Here is a 19586-nt window from a genome sequence, read left to right as displayed (position 1 = left end):
AGGCTAGCTTGGCGGCTTGACGTGACACCCTGATTACAGCCCGGCCAGACCGGAACCATCAGCGCGAACCGGTGGTCGGATTTTCAGCTATCAGGCAGTTGCGGTGCGCCGCTATACTCCCGGCATCGATTGCTGGCCCCCATGGAGAAATAAACATGCTGCGTCGCGTTTTGTTTAGTCTGCTTGCTGTAAGCAGTTTGACTCTGGTCGGTTGTGCCCACAGCCCGCAACAACTGAGCCCGCAGCCGCGTATCACCGCGCAATTGGCGCCGGTGGGGCATGGCCAGCCGGTCGTGGTACGGGTGGTGGATGGGCGTCAGAGCCAGACCCTGGGCACGCGCGGCGGCATGTACCCTGAAACCAGTTCCATCACCGTCAATGGCGCCGACCTGCTGCCTAAACTGCAGGCCCAGGCCGAAGCCGCCGTCCGCCTGCTGGGCTTCACTCCGACCCAGGGCGGTAACGCCCCGCAACTGACCGTGACCCTGGCCGACCTGCGTTACCAGTCGCCCAAAGAAGGCATGTATGTAACCGAGGCGACCATCAGCTCGACGTTCCGCGCTGACGTGCGCAACAACGGCCGCAGCTACAACGGCCGTTATGCAGCGTCGCTGGACCAGCGTTTTGGCATGGCGCCGAACCAGGAAACCAACACCAAGCTGGTTGGCGATGTGTTGAGCGATGCCCTGACCCGGGTGTTCCAGGACCCGACCATCGGTAGCACGCTGTCTCAGTAACCGTGTTGCCGATGTAAAAAAGCCCGGCTCTCGATCAGAGGCCGGGCTTTTTCGTTGCGGCTGCGTTGATCAGTGATTCACCGCCGCTGCGGTGGCCACGGAAAAATCCAGAAAGCTCAGGCCGGTGTCCGGGTCTTGCTCAGGCAGGTCGTGATGTTGATGACCGCCCAGAGCGCAATAGACCAGCCAGCGGCGGTCGTGGACATTGAAGGCCAGGCCGTCGATAAGCTCCTGCTGCTCATCGCTTTGGGCGATGAGGTAGAGACGGTCCTGATTGTTGGCGTGCAGCATGTCGACTCCAGAATGTACGGGCGTTCCCTGCAAAATGCCTGGCAAGTGCCAGGCTCCCTTTTGAAGGGCCATACAATGGCGTGGCTGGATGACAAGCCGGTGACAGCGGAGCAGAAAATGGCAGCCTCCGGGCGGCTGCCATTGAGCCTCAAGGCAGGGCCAGACCGGCCTTGATCCGGTACTGATTGCGCACCGGAGTCGCATATTGCTGGATCAGATACGGGCGATGCTCGGCAGGGCAGCCTGCCAGGCGCGTTTCCCACTCAGCTTTGGCCTTGGCCAGTTCTTCGGCGCCAAACAGCTCATGAGCCTGCGGCACGCTGAGGCTTGCGTCGCGCTCGCACCACTGCGCCCAGGCCAGGTAATGCACCGGGAACAGCCGGTAACCGGTAAGAATCTGCCGGTCGATTTCTGCGGCCAGTTGTTTGGTGTCTTCGAACTGGTCGCTGATCGGCGGCGCGAAGTTCACATGCACCCGGCCTTTGTAGCCGGTAATGCCCAGGGCAATGCTGATGTCGTCTTCGCCCGGGGTCTTGGCGTAGCTGCCAGTGGTGGCACGGATGTACAGCTCACGGGCCTTGGCCTGGTCGCACGGGTCGTACTCGTAACTGATCGATACCGGGCTAAGATTCAAGGAGCGAATCACCTCACCGAACGGCTCGTCCTTGCGGCTCATGTGGAACATCTTGAGGATTGCCGACTCGGTACGGTCGTCGCCGTCCTTGGCCCGCCCTTCGGCCTGCGCGATCCAGATTGACTGGGTATCGTGAGTGATCGAATGGTTGATATAGGCCGACAGCAACTGGTAGGCAGCCATCTTTTCGCGGCGGCCGCTGATCGAGCGGTGCACGATGAAGCTTTTGTTCAGGCGCATCAGGTCGCTGACGAACGGCTTTTGCAGCAGGTTGTCGCCAATGGCGATGCGCGGCGTGGGCAGGCCGGCGTGATACACCGCATAGTTGACGAAGGCCGGGTCCATCACGATGTCGCGGTGGTTGGCCAAAAACAGATAGGCACTGCCGGACTTGAGCTGTTCAACGCCGGCGTAGGTCACGCCGTCGGTGGCGCGCTCGATGGTGTGATCGACGTACACCTCGATCTTGTCCTGCAGGGTCGCCACCGAATTGATGCCGGCGAACTCCTTGCGCAGTTTGCGGGCCAGGGCCGGTTGCAGGAACCAGCCGAAGGTGTTGGCCAGGCGCGGAAAGCGGAACTTGGTCAGGGTCGCGAGGAAGGCCTTGTCGCTAAGCAGACGCGCCAGTACAGCAGGCACCTCGGCGTCGTCATAAGGTCGGATGGCATCAAATTCGCCCATCATGCTCTCTTGTAGGGGGTGGGAACGGATACAGGTATGAAAAGGCTGGTCTGAAATAAACAGATAGCAAAATCCGGATTCAAAAAAGGATCAGCCTTCGAACGGACGCTGATTATACGCAAATCTTACGGAGCAGACCTGATGCAGGAATTACAGAGTTATGACTGCCCCTATTGTGGCGAGCCGGTCGAGACGCTGCTGGATCTTTCTGGTGGTGATCAGCAGTACATAGAAGATTGCCAGGTGTGCTGTCGGCCGATTGTTTTCGACCTGCGCACTGATGGTGAGCACTGGAGTCTGGATGTGCGCAGCGAGAATGAATGATGCAGCGAATCTACGAACCTGAGCATTTGCTGGAAGGGGAGCTGCTATTGGCGATGCTGGCCAGCGAGGGCATCGAGGCGCATATGACCGGCCGTGACCTGCTCGGTGGGGCAGGGCATCTGCCGGTCAGCGGCCTGCTGGGCATTGTGGTCTGCGATGAACAGGTGCAACAGGCACTGCAGCTGATCAATGCGTACAATGCCGCCTTGCCTGTCGACGCTGACGAGCCCGACAGTTTTCCTGATGTACTGGTGTGCTGAACTATGTGTGGACGCTATGCCCTGTTTCGCTGGAATCGTGACTTTGCCGCCATACCGGGGTTTCCATCCGATCAGCAGCCACAGTGGAACATCTCCCCGACGCAATGGGTCTTGATGCTGCGTGCCGATGAACAGGGCGCTCCTACCCTGGCGCGCGCGCGCTGGGGGCTGACGCCGGCCTGGCTGACCGATTTGAGCCGCACCCCGGCCCATGCCCGCGCCGAAACCGTGGCCGAGCAGCCGATGTTTCGTGAGGCGTTTTCTCAGCGGCGCTGCCTGCTGCCGGCCAACGGCTTCTATGAATGGCGCGGCAATGCCCGCAAGCAGCCCTTCTGGCTGACGCCCGCCGAAGGCTCTTCGCTGTTTTTTGCAGCCATCTGGGAGCGCTACCCGGTGCAGGAGCAGGAGTGGCTGAGCGTTGCGGTGGTCACTCAGCCGGCCATGGATCAGCGCCGGCCGCTGATACTCGACGAAGACGGTCAGCGCGCCTGGCTCGACCCGAAGACCCCGGAGCACGTCTTGCAAGGCCTGCTGGCTGCGCGGCAGACGCAACTGCGCGAGCGGCCGCTGGCCAATCTGATCAATGATCCGGCCCTGAATGGGCCGCAGTGCCTCACGCCTCTCTAGCTTTCAGACCTTGAACTGATTGATCAACCGCCGTTGCTGCTCTGCCAGGCGGATCGGGTCGGTGTCGTCCTGACGCGGCACCACCGGGCGCGTGCGACCGGGCGTTTGGGTAACATCCCGGCCTTGTACCTGCCGCGTTGCGGCGTGGATGGCGCTGTTGAGGGCCAGCAGGTTGGCCTGGTCGGCAAGGTTGCGCATCCGGGGGCGAAGGGCGTCAGCATTGACGTCTGTGTGTGGCAGGCGCTGTATCAGGTTCATGGCATCAGCGATGCCCTCATGGCGGTCGGCTTGTTGCTGTGGGCGGCGCGCGACCCTGCTGGCGGCCAGCCAGATCAGCAGCAACCCTGCCACACCGGGCAGCAGCCCGACCAGGCTGCTACCGGGCAACGCCGCTATGCCTAGCGTCAGTGTGCCTGTCAGTGACGCGATGGAAAACCGGATCGACTTGCGCTTCATGGCAACTCCAGACCGAACAGCCCCGTTCTTTAGCGGGTGTCCACAAAATGGCTGCACTCGGCAATACGGCGTTCGCCTATTTTGTAAACACCCTCTTAGTACTATCGCCCGCTGCCGGAAAATCATGAAGCCTGGCCGACGACGAACCCTGGCAGCATGATCCAGCAAGTCTGTTACAGGCCAGGGAACTATCGGGCGTTTTTTGCGGACCAAGGGGCGATTGGCGGAGCGCTGGCGCACAAGCTCTGTACGGCCTAGGATGACCGCCAAGCCTGTAAGGAGAGTTACGTGATGCGTCAGTCTTTTGCCATTTGCGCCCTTGGCGCTGCCGTACTGCTGGGCGGCTGCCAGGCAGTTAACACCACCACCGGTGACTCGGTAGGGGTAGAGCGCAAGCAGTACATGTTCAGCATGCTGTCGACCGAAGAGGTCAACAACATGTATGCCCAGTCTTATCAGCAGACGGTCGGTGAGGCCTCAAGCAAGGGCGTGCTGGATACCACCAGCAGCAATGCCAAGCGCGTGCATGCCATCGCTGACCGGCTGATCGCCCAGGCGCCGAAGTTGCGTGCCGATTCGGCGCAGTGGCAGTGGGAAGTGAATCTGATCAAAAGCGACGAACTCAATGCCAACTGCGGACCGGGCGGCAAGATCATTTTCTATACCGGGCTGATCGAGAACCTTAACCTCACTGACGATGAGATCGCAGCCGTGATGGGCCATGAAATCGCCCATGCCCTACGTGAACATGGCCGCGAGGCGATGTCCAAGGCCTATGGTGTGGCGATGGCCAAACAGGGCGCTGGCGCGTTGCTGGGGTTGGGCCAGGACAGCCTGGCGCTGGCCGATACCGTGGTCAATTACAGCCTGACCCTGCCCAACAGCCGCAGCAACGAAAATGAAGCCGACCTGTTGGGCCTGGAATTGTCGGCCCGCGCCGGTTACAACCCCAACGCGGCGATCACGCTGTGGCAGAAAATGACCCAGAAGGCCGGCGGTTCGACGCCGGAATTCATGAGTACCCACCCGGCCTCGCAGAACCGCATTGCCTCGCTGCAGGCGGCAATTCCCAAGGTCATGCCGCTTTATGAGCAAGCGAAGAAGTCCTGAGTACTATAGCCAGCCGCTGATCTGCATCGCCTTGTACACCGCAACCAGCGCCATGACCAGAAAGGCGCTGGCTGCCAGGCGACGAATCAGGGTCAGGGGAAGTTTCTCGGCGGCGAAATTACCGGCCAGCACCACCGGCACGTTGGCGATCAACATGCCGAGGGTGGTGCCCAGAATCACCAGCCACAGGTAGCTGTACTGGGCCGCGAGCATCACCGTGGCGATCTGGGTCTTGTCGCCGATTTCGGCGATGAAGAAGGCAATCAGGGTGGTCATGAACGGGCCGAACTTGCGCGCGGTACTGGTTTCGTCATCGTCCAGTTTGTCTGGTACCAGGGTCCACAGCGCCGTGGCGGCAAAGCTGGCAGCCAGGATCCAGTGCAGTACGACATCCGAGAAAAACTGCCCGACCCAGGCGCCTACGGCACCTGCTGCGGCATGGTTGGCAAGGGTCGCAGCGACGATACCGGCAATGATCGGCCAGGGTTTGCGAAATCGTGCGGCAAGGATCAGCGCCAACAGTTGCGTTTTGTCGCCTATTTCGGCGAGGGCCACGATGGCGGTGGGGATAAGAAGAGATTCCAGCATCAGGTTTCCAGGGGCGGGTCGACACGGCTAATGACACGTACAGCCTCCCCGCCCTGGGTAAGGTTGTGCGTGTCATAGGTCTTGTCAAACCCTGCTCCGTCTGACGCGGATTGCGGGTCGCACGCACCATGGCCTGCGGGCCAAGTATGTTGATGCATGCCGGACGAGCCGGTGGCTCGCGGGAGACTACTCCCCTAGGACGGAGCGGATTCTGCCTAGCTCGCACGGTTTGGGCAAGCGCTTATTTTCAGTTGCGTCTGGCGCGATAAATCCGAAAACCATCGCCCTCGGCCAGGGTTTCACAGGCGCCGACATGCTCCTCGATCAGAGGTTGGTAGCGCAGGAAACTATTGGCGACCAACCGAAGTTCACCGCCTTTTCGCAGATGTAACCGGGCTTTTTTCAGCAAGTTTTCCGAGGCTTTATAGTCGGTATGCACGCCGGTATGGAACGGCGGGTTACTGAGGATAGTATCGAGCCCGTCCGGGGCGGCATCGATACCGTCGCCAGTGATGATTTGTGCCTGCAGGCCATTGGCGGCAAGGGTCAGCGCGGAGCTGGCAGTGGCAAACGCGTCGACATCCAGCATGACCACTTCAAGGGCCGGGTTGCGACGTTTGACCGCAGCGCCGAGCACGCCTGCGCCACAGCCGAAGTCCAGCAATGAGCCCTCTGGCAGGTTAGCCAGATGCTTGAGCAGCAGTGCGGTGCCGCGGTCGAGCCGGCCATGGCTGAATACGCCCGGCAGGCTGACAACGTTCAGCACACCGTCCTCCAGAGCGACTTCAAAGGTCTTCGCCAGGCTGTTCAGCGGTTTGGCTTGTGGTGGATGTTCAAGGGTCACCTGCCAGAGCTGGCAATGACGTGCACTGTCAAGCTTGCGCGGTTTGCCCAGTGGGTGCAGTTGTTTGGCAGCGGCTTCGATCCCGCCGCGTTTTTCGCCGATCAGGAACAGATCCTTGCCGCTCAGGCGTGCTGCCAGGGCGTTGAGCAGGTAGTCGCTGAGGTCCCGGGCCTTGGGCAGAAACACCACGGCGGCATCGAAGTCCGCTGCCGGCGGCTCGACTCCGAAATGCAGGCGCCCGGCAAAGCGGCCCTCCAGCGCGGCCATGTCACCGGCATGCCAGCACCAGCCCTGCGCATTCGGCAGTTTGCCGAGCAAGTCGTCGGCCGGCAGCCCGGCCAGCAGCAGATTGCCCTGAAACAACTCGGTCTGGCGAAGAATCACCTCACTGCGCGGGTCCATGTCCTGACTCCTGAAAAAAGGGCGCAGTTTAACAGCGCCGCCGCTGTAGGAGCGGCTTTAGCCGCACTACTGTTCAGATAAGCACTGCATGCCTTTGTGGGAGCCAGCTTGCTGGCGAAGACGGCGGCACATTCACAGCAGATGTATTGTCTTTACCGGCCTCTTCGCGACCAAGGTCGCTCCCACCGGGGGCATACAGTACTTAAATGAACAGTATTGAGGTTAAGCGACAACCCGCAGCGGTGCGCCGGTAAAGAACCCACGGGCATTTTCGGCGATCTGTTCAACGATCCGTTGCCGCGCTTCGCGGGCGCCCCAGGCGCTGTGCGGGGTGATGATCAGGCGCGGAATGTCGCCTGCCAGCAACGGGTTGCCATTGACCGGCGGCTCGACGCTGAGCACGTCAGTGGCCGCACCGCCCAGGTGGCCATTACGCAAGGCATCGGCCAGCGCCTGTTCATCAATCAGCCCGCCACGTGCCGTGTTGACCACCAGTGCATGAGGCTTGAGCAGGCCCAGTTCGTGGGCGCCGAGCATATGCCGGGTGTGCTCGTTGAGCGGGCAGTGCAGGGTCAGGGCATCGACCTGCGGCAGCAGCTCATGCAATGGCAGGCGGTCGGCACGGGCCGGCCTGCCGGGCAACTGGCCGCTCAGTACCCGCATGCCGAAGGCTTCGGCCAGGCGCGCCACCGCACCGCCCAGTTCGCCGTGGCCCAGCAGGCCGAGGGTCTTGCCTTGCAGTTCGATGATAGGGAAATCCAGCAGGCAGAACTGCGAAGATTGCTGCCACGCCCCTTGCTGTACAGCGTTCTGGTAATCCGGCAGACGTGTCGCCAGAGCGAGCAGCAACAGCAGGGTGTGCTGCGCCACCGATGGCGTGCCGTAGCCTTGGCAGTTGCATACGCTCACCCCGTGTTCACGGGCCGCTGCCAGGTCGACGTTGTTGGTGCCGGTGGCGGCGACCAGGACCAGTTTGAGCTGTGGGCAGGCGGCAAAGGTTTTTGCGTCGATCAACACTTTATTGGTAATCGCCACCTGTGCATCTTGCAGGCGTTCGATCACCTGGTCAGGGGTGGTGCTGGCGTGCAGGATCAGATCGGCAAAGCTGTCGCGCAGGATACCAAGGTCCAGATCGCCCAGATCCAGTGAAGTGTGGTCGAGAAAAACTGCTCTGCCGTTATTACTCATCAGCTGTACCTTCCGTGTCGGGGTTGAGGGTTGTAGTGTTACCAATCTTTTCTATCACACGCTGCGCCTGGCGCTGGCGGTTTTGTTCGTTGGAGCGCTATATGTACTGGACCGAGTTTTTCACCGTTGCCCTGATTCATCTGCTGGCGGTCGCCAGTCCCGGTCCGGATTTCGCCGTCGTGGTGCGCGAGAGCGTGGCCCATGGACGCGAGGCTGGAACCTGGGCCGCGTTGGGCGTCGGTTCGGCGATTTTCCTCCACGTGGGCTATTCGTTGCTGGGCATCGGCATCATCGTGTCTCAGTCGATCGTGCTGTTCAATGCCCTGAAATGGGCGGCGGCGGCCTACCTGCTGTACATCGGCATCAGGGCCTTGCGCGCCAGACCGGCCAGTGCCTCGGCCGAGCCATTGGCGGCCGGTGCCGTGCAACGTTCGGCACGCGGCGCCTTCGTCAGCGGCTTTGTCACCAACGGCCTTAACCCCAAGGCCACGCTGTTTTTCCTGTCGCTGTTCACCGTGGTCATCGATCCGCACACGCCGCTGCCGGTGCAGGGCGGTTACGGCGTGTATCTGGCGATTGCTACCGCGGCCTGGTTCGTCATGGTCGCGCGACTGTTCAGTCAGGCGCGGGTGCGCGCTGGCTTTGCGCGCATGGGGCACTGGTTTGATCGTGCGATGGGGGGCGTACTCGTGGCCCTTGGGGTCAAGCTGGCGTTCACCCAGAGCCAATGACGGGTATTGGTCGATAAATCGTCCCTTTGACTGATGCACACTGGCGAGCAAGCGCTCTAGCGTCCATATTGGATCTTCGCCTGTGAACTCTGGAAAGGGACTCTTATGTTGCAGACTCGCGTTCTGGCGCCCGCTGAAGGCGCCTATCGATATCCTCTGTTGATCAAAAGCCTGCTGCTTTCCGGCACTCGCTATGAAAGAACCCGCGAGATCGTATACCGCGACCTGGTCCGCTACACCTATCCGACCCTCAATGAGCGCGTGCGCCGCCTGGCCAATGTCTTGACCGAGGCCGGCGTCAAGGCCGGCGACACCGTGGCAGTCATGGATTGGGACAGCCATCGTTATCTTGAGTGCATGTTCGCCATCCCGATGATCGGCGCGGTGGTGCATACCATCAATGTGCGTCTGTCCGCGGAGCAAATTGTCTACACCATGAATCACGCCGATGACCGGCTCGTGCTGGTCAACAGCGAATTCGCCGCCTTGTATCAAGGGATTGCCGGGCATCTGACCACGGTGGAGAAGACCCTGTTGCTGACCGACACGCCGGATCAGCCCGTCGAGCTGCCAGGCCTGGTCGGCGAGTACGAAGCGTTGCTGGCAGCGGCCAGCCCGGAGTACGACTTCCCGGATTTCGACGAGCATTCGGTGGCCACCACCTTCTACACCACCGGCACCACCGGTAACCCCAAGGGCGTGTATTTCACCCACCGGCAACTGGTGCTGCACACCATGGGCGTGGCAGCGATCATGGGCAGTATCGACAGTGTGCGGCTGCTGGGCACCAATGATGTGTACATGCCCATCACCCCGATGTTCCATGTGCACGCCTGGGGCGTGCCCTATGCCGCGACCATGCTCGGGGTCAAACAGGTCTATCCCGGACGTTACGACCCTGAGTTTCTGGTCCGGCTGTGGGAAACCGAGAAAGTCACCTTCTCACACTGTGTGCCGACCATCCTGCAGATGTTGCTCAATGCCAAGTCGGCCAAGGACAAGGACTTTGGCGGCTGGAAGATCATCATCGGCGGCAGCTCGCTGAACCGTAGCCTGTATCAGGCAGCCAAGGCCAAGGGCATACAACTGACCGCCGCCTATGGCATGTCGGAAACCGGGCCGCTGATTTCCGTGGCGCATTTGAATGAAGAGCTGCTGGCCAGCAGTGATGACGAGCAGATCCGCTTCCGGATCAAGGCCGGTGTGCCGGGCATGCTGGTGGAGGCTGCAATCGTCGACGAACAGGGCAATTTCCTGCTGGCTGATGGCCAGACCCAAGGTGAACTGGTGCTACGCGCACCTTGGCTGACTGAGAATTACTTCCGTGAGCCGGAAAAGGGCCGTGAGCTGTGGGCCGGCGGGTGGTTGCACACCGGCGATGTCGCCACCCTCGACGGCTTTGGCTTCATCGATATTCGTGACCGGATCAAGGATGTGATCAAGACCGGCGGCGAATGGTTGTCATCCCTGGCCCTTGAAGACCTTTGCAGTCGCCATGCCGCCGTGCGTGAAGTGGCGGTGGTCGGCATTCCTGACCCGCAATGGGGCGAGCGTCCGTTTGCCCTGATCGTTGCCCATGAAGGGCAGCCTATCGATGCCGCGCTGCTCAAGGCGCACCTTACGCCGTTCGTTGAGCAGGGGCATATCAACAAATGGGCGATTCCGCAGCAGATTGCCGTGGTGCCGGAAATCCCCAAGACCAGCGTTGGCAAACTCGACAAAAAACGTATGCGTCTGGATATCGTCGAATGGCAAAGCAGTAATAGCGTTTTGCTGTCTACACTCTGAGGTCGAATGCCTGTCGTCTGTATCAAGGGCGGCAGGCATTCTGTCTGGCCAGCCACACGCGTGGCTTGCCAAATTGCCAAAACCAGCCATTCTCCCCGAAGCCTGTCACGCTGTCGGGCGGGAATGGGCGGGCCAGAGAGTCTGATGCCCTAAATCACACTTTAGAGTGATCAAGCATTACAGACGGCTGGCTATAGTCGGCACAGGGGATCTGGCATCAAAGCGCAACGGCGTGGTGGAGCCCACGCCAGACCTACGCGCTGCCACTCGGATATGTCTGGAGCACCGAGTCGTTTTCGAAGTCCCTCTTGCCATAAAAATAAAAGCACATGGAGTAGCGTTGATGACTACAGCAACCCCGTTCTGGCGCAGGGCCAGACTGCCTTTGGCGGTCAGCCTCGCCTCTACGCTCGCTGGCCCCGCGTTCGGTGTCAGTTTCAATATTGGCGAAATCGAAGGCAGCTTCGACTCCTCGCTTTCGGTGGGGGCAAGCTGGTCGACCGCCAGCCCCAACAAGAACCTGATCGGTGCCAATAACGGCGGGCGTGGCCTGTCCCAGACTTCCGACGACGGCCACCTGAACTTCAAGCGCGGCGAGACCTTTTCCAAGGTCTTCAAAGGTATCCACGACCTGGAGCTGAAATACGGGGACACCGGGGTCTTCGTGCGTGGCAAGTACTGGTATGACTTTGAACTCAAGGACGAAGGCCGCGAGTTCAAGGACATCAGCGACTCCAACCGCAAGGAAGGCGCCAAGTCGTCCGGCGCACAGTTGCTCGATGCCTTTATCTACCACCGTTACTCGATTGGCGATGAGCCTGGCACGGTGCGGTTCGGTAAGCAGGTGGTCAGCTGGGGTGAAAGTACCTTCATTGGTGGCGGCATCAACAGCGTGAACCCGATCGACGTTTCGGCGTTCCGCCGGCCCGGTTCCGAGGTCAAGGAAGGCCTGATTCCGGTCAACATGTTCTACCTGTCGCAGGGCATTACCCAGAATCTGTCCGTCGAGGGCTTCTATCAGCTGGAGTGGGACCAGACCGTAGTGGATAACTGCGGTACCTTCTTCTCTCAGCCGGATGTGATCGCCGACGGCTGTAACAATAACCTGGCAGTGCTGCGTAGCCGTAATGGCCTGAACGCCGGGCTGGCCGCATCGGGCCTGCCAGCAGCAGCCCGCGGCGCGATATTCAACTCGTTGGCCCAGCAGGGCGTGCTGTTCGGATCGCCCGACGAAGGCGCCATCGTGCGGCGCGGTCCGGATCGCGATGCCCGCGACAGCGGCCAGTTCGGCTTTGCCGTGCGTTACAACTTCGAGCCACTGAACACCGAGTTCGGTGCCTACATGATGAACTACCACAGCCGTGCGCCGATCTTCAGCGGTCGCGGTGGTGCGCCGTCATCCTTCAGCGCCTCCGGCCTGGTCGGCTCGCTGGTGGGCAACGGTATTCCGCTGGCCACCGCCACGGCGCTGGCTCCGACCCTGCTGCCTGTGGTGGTGGCGGGCAACTCCAGCTACTACGTCGAGTACCCCGAAGACATCCGCCTGTATGGCTTGAGCTTCTCGACCTCGTTGCCTACCGGCACGGCGTGGAGCGGTGAAATCAGCTACCGGCCCAACGCGCCGGTGCAGATCAACACCACTGACATCCTGTATTCCGGGCTGTCGCCGCTCAACCCTGATGTGTCAGTGCTGACCGGTCGGCCCAACACCGACCAGCCGGGTTACCGGCGCAAGGAAATCACCCAGCTGCAGACCACCTTCACGCACTTCTTCGACCAGGTAATGGGCGCCGAGCGTCTGACCGTGGTGGGCGAGGTGGGCTGGACCCACGTCGGCGGGCTGGAGAGCACCTCGAAAATCCGTTATGGCCGCGACCCGGTGTACGGGCCTGGTCCGCTGCCACGCGGTCAGTGCGGCATTCTCAACTCGGGTACTCTGACTGGTGCTGCGCAAAACAACCTGAGCCGTTACTGCGAGAACGACGGCTTCACGACCAGCAACTCGTGGGGCTACCGCGCCCGGGCGATCTGGGACTACAACAACGTCTTCGCCGGGGTCAACCTCAGGCCCAGCGTTGCCTGGTCGCATGACGTCAAAGGCTACTCGCCAGGTCCTGGCGGCAACTTCGAGGAAGGTCGCAAGGCGGTCAGCCTTGGTCTGGATGCCGAATACCAGAACACCTACACCGCGAGCCTTTCCTACACCAATTTCTTCGATGGCAAGTACACCACGGTCGACGACCGCGACTTTGTGGCACTGAGCTTTGGTGTGAACTTCTAAGAATCGGTATTTCAGGACGACGAACATGAAAATGACCAAAGGTCTGTTGCAAGCCAGTGTGCTGGGGCTGTCGATGCTGGCGACCGGGGTAATGGCGGCGGTATCGGAATCCGAAGCCGCCAAGCTGGGGACCAGCCTGACCCCCTTGGGCGGGGAAAAGGCCGGTAATGCCGACAACAGCATCCCGGCCTGGAGCCCGATGCCGACCAATGCCGGGGCCATCGATGGCAAGGGTTTCCTGGCCAACCCTTATGCCAGTGAAAAGCCGCTGTTCACCATCACCGCGAGCAATGTCGAGCAGTACAAGGAAAAACTCGCGCCGGGGCAGTACGCGCTGTTCAAGCGCTATCCGCAGAGCTACAAGATTGTGGTCTACCCCGGCCACCGTGGCGCGACGGTGCCCGATTCAGTCGCCGCTGCGGCCAAGCGCAATGCCACCAACGCGAAGTTGACCGCTGGCGGCAACGGTCTGGAGAACTTCCAGACCGCCATTCCGTTTCCGATCCCGGCCAGTGGCGTCGAGGTGATCTGGAACCACATCACCCGTTATCGCGGTGGTGCCGTCAAACGTCAGGTCACTCAGGCCACTCCGCAGCCCAACGGCTCTTACTCGATCGTCAAGTTCAGTGACCAGTTCGTGTTCCGTGACCAGATGAAGGGCACCGGTATTTCCGAGAACATCCTGTTCTACTTCAAGCAACAGGTCACCGCGCCTGCGCGGCTGGCCGGTGGTGTGCTGCTGGTCCACGAGACCATCGACCAGGTCAAGGAACCACGCATGGCGTGGGTGTACAACGCCGGTCAGCGGCGTGTACGCCGGGCGCCGGAGGTTTCCTACGATGGTCCGGGTACTGCGGCCGATGGCACCCGGACCTCGGACAACCTGGACATGTATAACGGTGCGCCGGACCGCTACGACTGGAAGCTGGTAGGCAAGCAGGAGATGTACATCGCCGCCAACAGTCACAAGCTCGATGACACCTCGCTCAAGTACGACGACGTCATCAAGGCCGGGCACATCAATCAGGACCTGGCCCGCTATGAGCTGCGTCGGGTCTGGCATGTCACGGCAACCCTGAAATCCGGCCAGCGGCATATCTATGCCAAACGTGACTTCTTCATTGATGAAGACACCTGGCAGGCTGCGGTCATCGACCACTACGACGGTCGTGGTCAGTTGTGGCGGGTGGCCGAGGCTCATGCCGTCAACTACTACGACAAGCAAGTGCCGTGGTACGTGATCGAAACCCTGTACGATCTGCAGTCCGGCCGTTATATGGCGCTGGGCATGAAGAACGAAGAGCGTCGCGCCTACGAGTTCGGCTTCGAGGCCAGCGCCAGCGAATTCAGCTCTGGCGCCCTGCGTCAGGACGGTGTGCGCTGAGCATCTGAACGTTCGCTGTGATCAAGCCCCCGTCAGGGGGCTTTTTCATTGGCGGCGCAGACGTTTTTTAATCCTTGTAGGAATTTTGTTACGAATCTTTAGGGTATGTCCTTCAAAAGCGCTCAAGCAGCCGTTAGGCTGCGGACATCTGCGATGCCGAATAAATGTCTTGCCAAGACAATTACAAGAGCCGGCCATGACTGATCTGTCCCGCATGCAAGGATTCGTCGATCACGCCACCCATACGCTGGAGCGGCGTTTCTTTCGTCCCCCGTTATCCGAAGACCATGTGCCGCGCCCGCGTCTGTGCGAGCGGCTGCGCCAAGGGTTGTCCGGGCGGCTGATCCTGGTCGGCGCGCCCGCCGGGTTCGGCAAGAGTTCGCTGGCAGTGGAGTTCTGCGAATCATTGCCGGCACCATGGCAAAGTGCCTGGCTGGGACTGGGTAGACGAGATGCAGAGCCCGGACGCTTCATGGAGCGGCTGCTATGTGCGCTGCAGGGCTTTTTTCCGCAGCTCGGTGGCCAGCCGCTGGCCTCGCTGAGGTTGCGCAACGCCCAGGAGCCACAGGCGCTGGAAGCCTGGCTCGATGCCTTGCTCGACGAACTGGCCATGCACCTGGTGCTGAGCCGGCCGCTGCTGCTGGTGCTGGACGACTATCACCTGGTTCAGGGGCCGGTGCTGGATCGCTGTTTGCAAATGCTCCTTGATCATCTGCCAGGCGGGCTGGTGTTGCTGGTCACCAGCCGCCTGCGTCCGGACTGGCAGCTGTCTCGGCTGCGCCTGGCGCGGCATATTCTGGAACTCAACGAACAGGATCTGCGCCTGACCTGCGGTGAAGCGCAGGCCTTGCTGGCGCGCCATGCTCTGGTTGCCGATGGCCCGGCCCGGCAGCGATTGATCGAACGCAACGAAGGCTGGGTAGCGGGGCTGCGTTTCTGGTTGCTGGCCACTCAGGGGCATGCCGCACAAGACAGTGAGGCGCTGGTCAGCGAATACCTGCTTGAGGAAGTCATCGACTACCTGCCAGAGCAGGTGCAGGCATTTCTGTATGACACGGCCTGTCTGGAGCGTTTCTGCAGCGGGCTGTGTGACGCCCTGCGTGATCGTGATGACAGCGCCGCGATGCTCGATTACCTGCAACTTCACCAGGTTTTCCTGATACCGCTGGATGAGCAGGGGCAGTGGTTGCGTTACCACCATCTGTTTGCTGATTTTTTGCGCAGCCGCCGCCCGGAGGCCGCCACGCGCCTGCATCTCAATGCCTGCCGCTGGTTCCATGAACACGGCATGCTCGACGAGGCGGTTGAACAGGCACTGCTGGCCGGCGATGCCGATACTGCAGCCAGCCTGGCGCAGCACCTGGCTGAAGAAAAGCTGCTGGCCGAACAGAACGTGGTCATGTTGTTGCGCTGGAAAATGGACTTGCCCGACAGCCTGCTGGCCAGCACGCCGCGCCTGATCGTGCTGTATGCCTGGGCATTGGGGCTGGCCTGCCAGCCTGATGCTGCCGAAGAACTGGCCAGCCATCTGGCGCGTTTTCTGCCGGCGCCTTCGGCCACGGCGCAACAATCAATGCTCGCCCAATGGCTGGCGCTGAGCGGCATTATTGCCCGGGGCAGGGGCGATGCCGATACGGCGCGGCGTTATTGCAGCGAAGCCTTGCTCAGCTTGCCAGAGAGACGCTATGGGCAACGTCTGGTGTGTCTGTCGACGCTGGTCAACCTGGCGATCACCGACGGTGACCTGCTGCGTGCCCGGGCCTTGAGTCGCGATGCGCTGGAGCTGGCGCAGCGGCTCGCCAACCCGTTGTTCGAAGCCTTGGCCTGTCATGACCGTGCGCAGGTTCTACAGGCCCGTGGCGAGATTTTCCGCGCCCTGGAACAGGTGCGCACCGGATTGCAGTTGCTCAACAAACTGGACCCTGCGCGACGTTATCCCATTCGTGCCCGCTTGACTCTTTACCATGGCTATCTGCTGAGTCTGTGCCTGCGGACCGATGAGGCCTTCGAGACCTTGCGCAGCGGCTTGGCCGAAGCCCGTGATTGCCGGGACATCAGTGTATTGACCGGCTATTGCACCCTGGCTTCGCTGCTGGGACGCGCCAGGCGCCAGGCCGAGGCGTTCGCCGAACTGGCCGAGGTCGAGCGTCTGATGCATGGCTGGGGCGTGCCGCCGGTGCACTATCTGGCAATGATAACCCTGGTCAAATGCGAGCTGTGGCAGGGCCAGGGACGCATAGGCCTGGCCGGCCCGTGGTTGTTACGCCTGAGCCAGACCTACAGTGCCGGGCTGTCGCTGGCCGCGCCTGAATGTCAGCCGCAATTGCCGCTACAGGTCGAGCTGCAGCGTGCTGAACTGGCCAATGGGGAGACTGCCCTGAGCGCCTTGCAGGCGCTCGAGCAACGTGCGGCGGACATCGACGCCCAGTGGCTGGTGCTCAATACCCTGACCAGACGCATGGCGGTGCTGCTTGATCAGGGGCGACAGGAATGTGCCACGCCGTTGCTGGCTCGCAGTTTGGCAATCAGTGAACGTGGCGGGCTACTGGCGTTTCAGCCCTTGATCGAGCGGCACGCGGCGTGGTTACGTCAGCAATTGCACAAGGTGGCGGTCAGCGAGGTCCGTGACACGCTGCTGGAGCACCTGCCTGGCGGGGATAACCCGCAATGCGCAACGCTGTCGGGCGAGAGCCTCAGTGCACGTGAGCTGGGTGTTCTACAGTTGATCGCCCAGGGTTTTTCCAATCAGCAGATCAGCGAGCGGTTGTTCATCTCGTTGCACACGGTCAAGAGCCACGCCAGCCATATCAACGGCAAGCTCGGTGTCGAACGACGTACTCAGGCGGTGGCCCGGGCCAAGGCGTTGGGGTTGCTTAGTTGAGCGGCGCCCCGGCCCACAACTCGTTGAATTTCTCGATCCCCCATTCATGGGGGCATTCGAACTTGATGATGCTGTCGGCTTCCTGGCTCTTGCCCAGGTGCACGATGCGGTGCTCCAGCGGCTTGCCGGTGCGCGCCGACATGATCACCTTGACCTTGGGGGTCAGCAGCGACTGTTCGGATTGCTCCATGACCACTGCCAGCCGCCCGCTTTCCAGGCGCACCAGCGCGCCCACCGGGTAGATGCCCACGGTCTTGACGAAGTGCTGGAAGATCTTGTCGTCGAAATGGCCTTTCCAGGTGGCCATTTCACGGATCGCCCGGGCGGCTCCCCAGGCTTTCTTGTAGGGCCGGTCAGAGGTTATGGCGTCGTAGACATCACACACCGCGCCCATTCTGGCGAACAAGCTGATCTCTTCACCCACCAGGCCATGGGGATAGCCGCTGCCGTCGAATTTCTCGTGATGATGCAGGCAGACGTCCATCACTGCACGGGTAACCTGGCAACTGCCTTCAAGGATTTTCAGCCCGGCTTCCGGGTGCGATTTCATCGCCTCGAACTCTTCGCGGGTCAGTTGTCCGGGCTTGTTGAGAATGTCCGGGTTCATCATCATCTTGCCCACGTCATGCATCAGACCGGCAACCCCGGCGTCACGCACCTGGTCTTCGGGCAGGTCCATGCGCCTGGCCAGTGCGACCATCAGGGCGCAGACCGCCACCGAATGCATGTAGGTATATTCATCGGAGTTTTTCAGGCGCGACAGGCTGATCAGCGCATGCGGGTTGCGCATGACCGAGCCGGAAATCTCCTCGATCAGCAGTTCGATATCGTCGGTATTGAGTGCGTGGCCCATCTTGGCTTCGGCAAACATGGACATGACGGCGTTTTTCGCACGTCCGCAAATCAATCTGGCGCGCAGCAGCTCTTTATCGAGGCTGACCGGTGCGACATCCGCATTCTGCGCAGGCGAGCAAGTGTCAGGGGCTTTGCCGCGGCAGGTGTCAATCCACACTTCCAGCGTGTCAGAACGCTTGATGCGTTCGAGAACTTCGATATCACGCAGCACAGCCTCGACCTGTCCGATCCAGAACGGATCGTTGGTTCTGGGCCGGCAGAATTCGTGGATATGCATGCCCAGGGCGAGGTCGGATACCAGTATTTTTCTTAGCATGGCTGGTCACCCTTTCTAGGAGGTGGATGCAGCGGTCCGTGCCGGGTCGTTCAGAAAATGGTGTAAAGCAAGAGAGGCGCGTGCGGTTGGCAACCTCACATCTGCCCTGTTCTCAAGACCATAAAATCCGATGGTCGCGTTATGCCAGTATACGGAGCAATTAATGAGTTTGTATGACAATGTTCAGGCGTCAACGCCTTGCTGTATTTGATTTTCTTAGATAAATCAGCTTGTTGTAACGTGCTGGTTTAATGGCGTCAGAGGCTGGCTTAAATTTTTTTTACAAGGTCTTTTGGGTGGCCGTTTTTGCTTCAATCAATGTGCCGTCAGTGCCGCCTGGCCAACCTCGAATGATGCCGTTCGGCCAGGAATTTTCCGCACCTTTTGCGTTCTAAATCGGCAATAAGCGTTCGTTGCAGTACAAAGAAATGTAAAAAATCAGGAGCTCATTGAATGTTGATCACGCCCCGACTGATTATTGCCGCCACTGCCGTTGCCCTGCTGGCCGGCTGCGCCTCGCCCAACCCCTACGATAACCAGGGAGGTTATGGCGGCAATCAAGGCGGTTACGGCAACCAGGAGCAACAGGGTATGAGCCGTACCGCCAAGTATGGCGGGCTCGGCGCCCTCGCAGGCGCTGTGGCGGGTGCTGCCATTGACCATAACAACCGTGGCAAGGGGGCGCTGATCGGCGCGGCGGTGGTCGGTGCCGCTTCGGCCGGCTACGGCTACTACGCAGACCGTCAGGAAGCTGCGCTGCGCGCGCGGATGGCCAATACCGGGGTTGAAGTGCAGCGTCAGGGTGACCAGATCAAGCTGATCATGCCTGGCAACATTACCTTCGCCACCGATTCGGCGGCCATCGCCAGCAGCTTCTATTCGCCGCTCAATAACCTGGCGGGCTCACTCAAGCAGTTCAACCAGAACAATATCGAGATCATCGGTTACACCGACAGCACCGGCAGCCGCCAGCACAACATGGACCTGTCCCAGCAGCGCGCGCAGAGCGTGGCGACTTACCTGACTTCCCAAGGGGTCGATCCGACGCACTTGTCGGTGCGCGGTGCCGGCCCTGACTCACCGATTGCCAGCAATGCCGATGCCAATGGCCGTGCCCAGAACCGCCGGGTCGAGGTCAATCTCAAGCCGATTCCGGGCCAGCAGTACGATCAGTATCAGCAGTAATTGCTGCAGCCTGCCCAGCGCCG

18 protein-coding genes and 1 riboswitch are annotated in these 19586 nt (G+C 60.8%); of the genes, 11 read left to right on the top strand and 7 right to left on the bottom strand.

Going from position 1 to position 19586, the window contains the following annotated elements; all coding sequences use genetic code 11:
* Positions 1–155 precede the first annotated feature (155 nt).
* Positions 156–737: a YajG family lipoprotein gene (locus tag NJC40_RS01440; RefSeq protein WP_253140569.1), complete on the top strand. Its 582-nt coding sequence runs from the start codon at positions 156–158 to the stop codon at positions 735–737.
* Between the two features lie 69 nt (positions 738–806).
* Here the strand turns inward: NJC40_RS01440 and NJC40_RS01435 are convergent, their stop codons facing one another.
* Together NJC40_RS01435 and NJC40_RS01430 are read right to left on the bottom strand one after the other, a co-directional pair.
* Complete coding sequence (locus NJC40_RS01435) at positions 807–1028, bottom strand: hypothetical protein (RefSeq protein ID WP_045483122.1); 222 nt, start codon at positions 1026–1028, stop codon at positions 807–809.
* Between the two features lie 148 nt (positions 1029–1176).
* A complete protein-coding gene (locus NJC40_RS01430) occupies positions 1177–2346 on the bottom strand; it encodes a 1-acyl-sn-glycerol-3-phosphate acyltransferase (RefSeq protein WP_253140568.1) in 1170 nt (389 codons plus the stop codon).
* A 138-nt stretch (positions 2347–2484) separates the two neighbouring features.
* Between NJC40_RS01430 and NJC40_RS01425 the strand changes: the two genes are divergently transcribed.
* From NJC40_RS01425 to NJC40_RS01415, 3 genes are read left to right on the top strand one after another with little or no spacing between them, the layout of a single operon-like run.
* Positions 2485–2667, top strand: coding sequence for a CPXCG motif-containing cysteine-rich protein (locus tag NJC40_RS01425; RefSeq protein WP_045483118.1), 183 nt, complete (start codon positions 2485–2487; stop codon positions 2665–2667).
* Complete coding sequence (locus NJC40_RS01420; RefSeq protein ID WP_045493784.1) at positions 2667–2927, top strand: putative signal transducing protein; 261 nt, start codon at positions 2667–2669, stop codon at positions 2925–2927. The genes NJC40_RS01425 and NJC40_RS01420 overlap by 1 nt, the downstream gene beginning before the upstream one ends.
* A 3-nt stretch (positions 2928–2930) precedes the next feature.
* Entirely contained in the window at positions 2931–3554 is a 624-nt protein-coding gene (locus NJC40_RS01415; RefSeq protein ID WP_045483116.1) for an SOS response-associated peptidase, read from the top strand.
* Between the two features lie 3 nt (positions 3555–3557).
* On the opposite strand, the gene NJC40_RS01410 is transcribed toward NJC40_RS01415, so the two are convergent.
* Positions 3558–4010 (bottom strand): methyl-accepting chemotaxis protein, encoded by a 453-nt coding sequence (locus NJC40_RS01410; RefSeq protein WP_045483114.1) that lies wholly within the window; start codon positions 4008–4010, stop codon positions 3558–3560.
* A 291-nt stretch (positions 4011–4301) separates the two neighbouring features.
* On the opposite strand from NJC40_RS01410, the gene NJC40_RS01405 reads away from it, so the two are divergent.
* Positions 4302–5120 (top strand): M48 family metallopeptidase, encoded by an 819-nt coding sequence (locus NJC40_RS01405; RefSeq protein ID WP_253111743.1) that lies wholly within the window; start codon positions 4302–4304, stop codon positions 5118–5120.
* Between the two features lie 3 nt (positions 5121–5123).
* Here the strand turns inward: NJC40_RS01405 and NJC40_RS01400 are convergent, their stop codons facing one another.
* The 3 genes from NJC40_RS01400 to NJC40_RS01390 all read right to left on the bottom strand — a co-directional run bounded on the left by NJC40_RS01400 (position 5124) and on the right by NJC40_RS01390 (position 8142).
* Entirely contained in the window at positions 5124–5708 is a 585-nt protein-coding gene (locus NJC40_RS01400; RefSeq protein ID WP_045483111.1) for a TMEM165/GDT1 family protein, read from the bottom strand.
* 86 nt (positions 5709–5794) lie between these two features.
* Positions 5795–5916, bottom strand: a riboswitch (yybP-ykoY riboswitch).
* A gap of 39 nt (positions 5917–5955) precedes the next feature.
* Entirely contained in the window at positions 5956–6954 is a 999-nt protein-coding gene (locus NJC40_RS01395; RefSeq protein WP_253140567.1) for a methyltransferase, read from the bottom strand.
* Between the two features lie 222 nt (positions 6955–7176).
* Positions 7177–8142 carry a 2-hydroxyacid dehydrogenase gene (locus NJC40_RS01390; protein ID WP_253140566.1) on the bottom strand — a complete coding sequence of 322 codons (966 nt, stop codon included), beginning with the start codon at positions 8140–8142 and terminating at the stop codon, positions 7177–7179.
* 101 nt (positions 8143–8243) lie between these two features.
* Between NJC40_RS01390 and NJC40_RS01385 the strand changes: the two genes are divergently transcribed.
* The 5 genes from NJC40_RS01385 (at position 8244) to NJC40_RS01365 (ending at position 17207) form a co-directional block, all read left to right on the top strand.
* Positions 8244–8873: a LysE family transporter gene (locus tag NJC40_RS01385; protein WP_253140565.1), complete on the top strand. Its 630-nt coding sequence runs from the start codon at positions 8244–8246 to the stop codon at positions 8871–8873.
* A gap of 105 nt (positions 8874–8978) precedes the next feature.
* Complete coding sequence (locus NJC40_RS01380) at positions 8979–10661, top strand: fatty acid--CoA ligase (RefSeq protein WP_253140564.1); 1683 nt, start codon at positions 8979–8981, stop codon at positions 10659–10661.
* Positions 10662–11004: 343 nt separating this feature from the next.
* On the top strand, positions 11005–12942 hold the full coding sequence (locus NJC40_RS01375) for a DUF1302 domain-containing protein (RefSeq protein WP_045483104.1): 1938 nt from the start codon (positions 11005–11007) through the stop codon (positions 12940–12942).
* A gap of 25 nt (positions 12943–12967) precedes the next feature.
* Positions 12968–14326, top strand: a complete 1359-nt coding sequence (locus tag NJC40_RS01370) for a DUF1329 domain-containing protein (protein ID WP_045483101.1) — start codon at positions 12968–12970, stop codon at positions 14324–14326.
* A gap of 196 nt (positions 14327–14522) precedes the next feature.
* Entirely contained in the window at positions 14523–17207 is a 2685-nt protein-coding gene (locus NJC40_RS01365) for a winged helix-turn-helix domain-containing protein (protein ID WP_253140563.1), read from the top strand.
* Here NJC40_RS01365 and NJC40_RS01360 read toward each other — a convergent pair.
* Positions 17200–18378 carry an HD-GYP domain-containing protein gene (locus NJC40_RS01360; RefSeq protein ID WP_253111751.1) on the bottom strand — a complete coding sequence of 393 codons (1179 nt, stop codon included), beginning with the start codon at positions 18376–18378 and terminating at the stop codon, positions 17200–17202. The two genes, NJC40_RS01365 and NJC40_RS01360, sit on opposite strands and share 8 nt — an antisense overlap.
* Before the next feature lie 453 nt (positions 18379–18831).
* Between NJC40_RS01360 and NJC40_RS01355 the strand changes: the two genes are divergently transcribed.
* The gene (locus NJC40_RS01355; protein WP_045483092.1) at positions 18832–19563 is read left to right on the top strand and encodes a YiaD family glycine zipper/OmpA-like lipoprotein; all 732 of its coding nucleotides are present in this window, start codon (positions 18832–18834) and stop codon (positions 19561–19563) included.
* Positions 19564–19586: the final 23 nt, after the last annotated feature.

It is taken from the genome of Pseudomonas sp. 21LCFQ02 (genome assembly GCF_024129895.2).
Lineage (GTDB): Bacteria > Pseudomonadota > Gammaproteobacteria > Pseudomonadales > Pseudomonadaceae > Aquipseudomonas.
Note: the sequence above shows the minus strand (reverse complement) of the source record. Positions and strands in the feature narration are given on the sequence as shown.

Bases quoted from the DNA above. Each gene is read 5' to 3' on its own strand.
- NJC40_RS01425 (WP_045483118.1), top strand. From the start codon at position 2,485: ATGCAGGAATTACAGAGTTATGACTGCCCCTATTGTGGCGAGCCGGTC.
- NJC40_RS01370 (WP_045483101.1), top strand. From the start codon at position 12,968: ATGAAAATGACCAAAGGTCTGTTGCAAGCCAGTGTGCTGGGGCTGTCG.
- NJC40_RS01380 (WP_253140564.1), top strand. From the start codon at position 8,979: ATGTTGCAGACTCGCGTTCTGGCGCCCGCTGAAGGCGCCTATCGATAT.
- NJC40_RS01390 (WP_253140566.1), bottom strand. From the start codon at position 8,142: ATGAGTAATAACGGCAGAGCAGTTTTTCTCGACCACACTTCACTGGAT.
- NJC40_RS01410 (WP_045483114.1), bottom strand. From the start codon at position 4,010: ATGAAGCGCAAGTCGATCCGGTTTTCCATCGCGTCACTGACAGGCACA.
- NJC40_RS01385 (WP_253140565.1), top strand. From the start codon at position 8,244: ATGTACTGGACCGAGTTTTTCACCGTTGCCCTGATTCATCTGCTGGCG.
- NJC40_RS01365 (WP_253140563.1), top strand. From the start codon at position 14,523: ATGACTGATCTGTCCCGCATGCAAGGATTCGTCGATCACGCCACCCAT.
- NJC40_RS01355 (WP_045483092.1), top strand. From the start codon at position 18,832: ATGTTGATCACGCCCCGACTGATTATTGCCGCCACTGCCGTTGCCCTG.
- NJC40_RS01400 (WP_045483111.1), bottom strand. From the start codon at position 5,708: ATGCTGGAATCTCTTCTTATCCCCACCGCCATCGTGGCCCTCGCCGAA.
- NJC40_RS01440 (WP_253140569.1), top strand. From the start codon at position 156: ATGCTGCGTCGCGTTTTGTTTAGTCTGCTTGCTGTAAGCAGTTTGACT.
- NJC40_RS01420 (WP_045493784.1), top strand. From the start codon at position 2,667: ATGCAGCGAATCTACGAACCTGAGCATTTGCTGGAAGGGGAGCTGCTA.
- NJC40_RS01430 (WP_253140568.1), bottom strand. From the start codon at position 2,346: ATGATGGGCGAATTTGATGCCATCCGACCTTATGACGACGCCGAGGTG.
- NJC40_RS01415 (WP_045483116.1), top strand. From the start codon at position 2,931: ATGTGTGGACGCTATGCCCTGTTTCGCTGGAATCGTGACTTTGCCGCC.
- NJC40_RS01360 (WP_253111751.1), bottom strand. From the start codon at position 18,378: ATGCTAAGAAAAATACTGGTATCCGACCTCGCCCTGGGCATGCATATC.
- NJC40_RS01395 (WP_253140567.1), bottom strand. From the start codon at position 6,954: ATGGACCCGCGCAGTGAGGTGATTCTTCGCCAGACCGAGTTGTTTCAG.
- NJC40_RS01435 (WP_045483122.1), bottom strand. From the start codon at position 1,028: ATGCTGCACGCCAACAATCAGGACCGTCTCTACCTCATCGCCCAAAGC.
- NJC40_RS01405 (WP_253111743.1), top strand. From the start codon at position 4,302: ATGCGTCAGTCTTTTGCCATTTGCGCCCTTGGCGCTGCCGTACTGCTG.
- NJC40_RS01375 (WP_045483104.1), top strand. From the start codon at position 11,005: ATGACTACAGCAACCCCGTTCTGGCGCAGGGCCAGACTGCCTTTGGCG.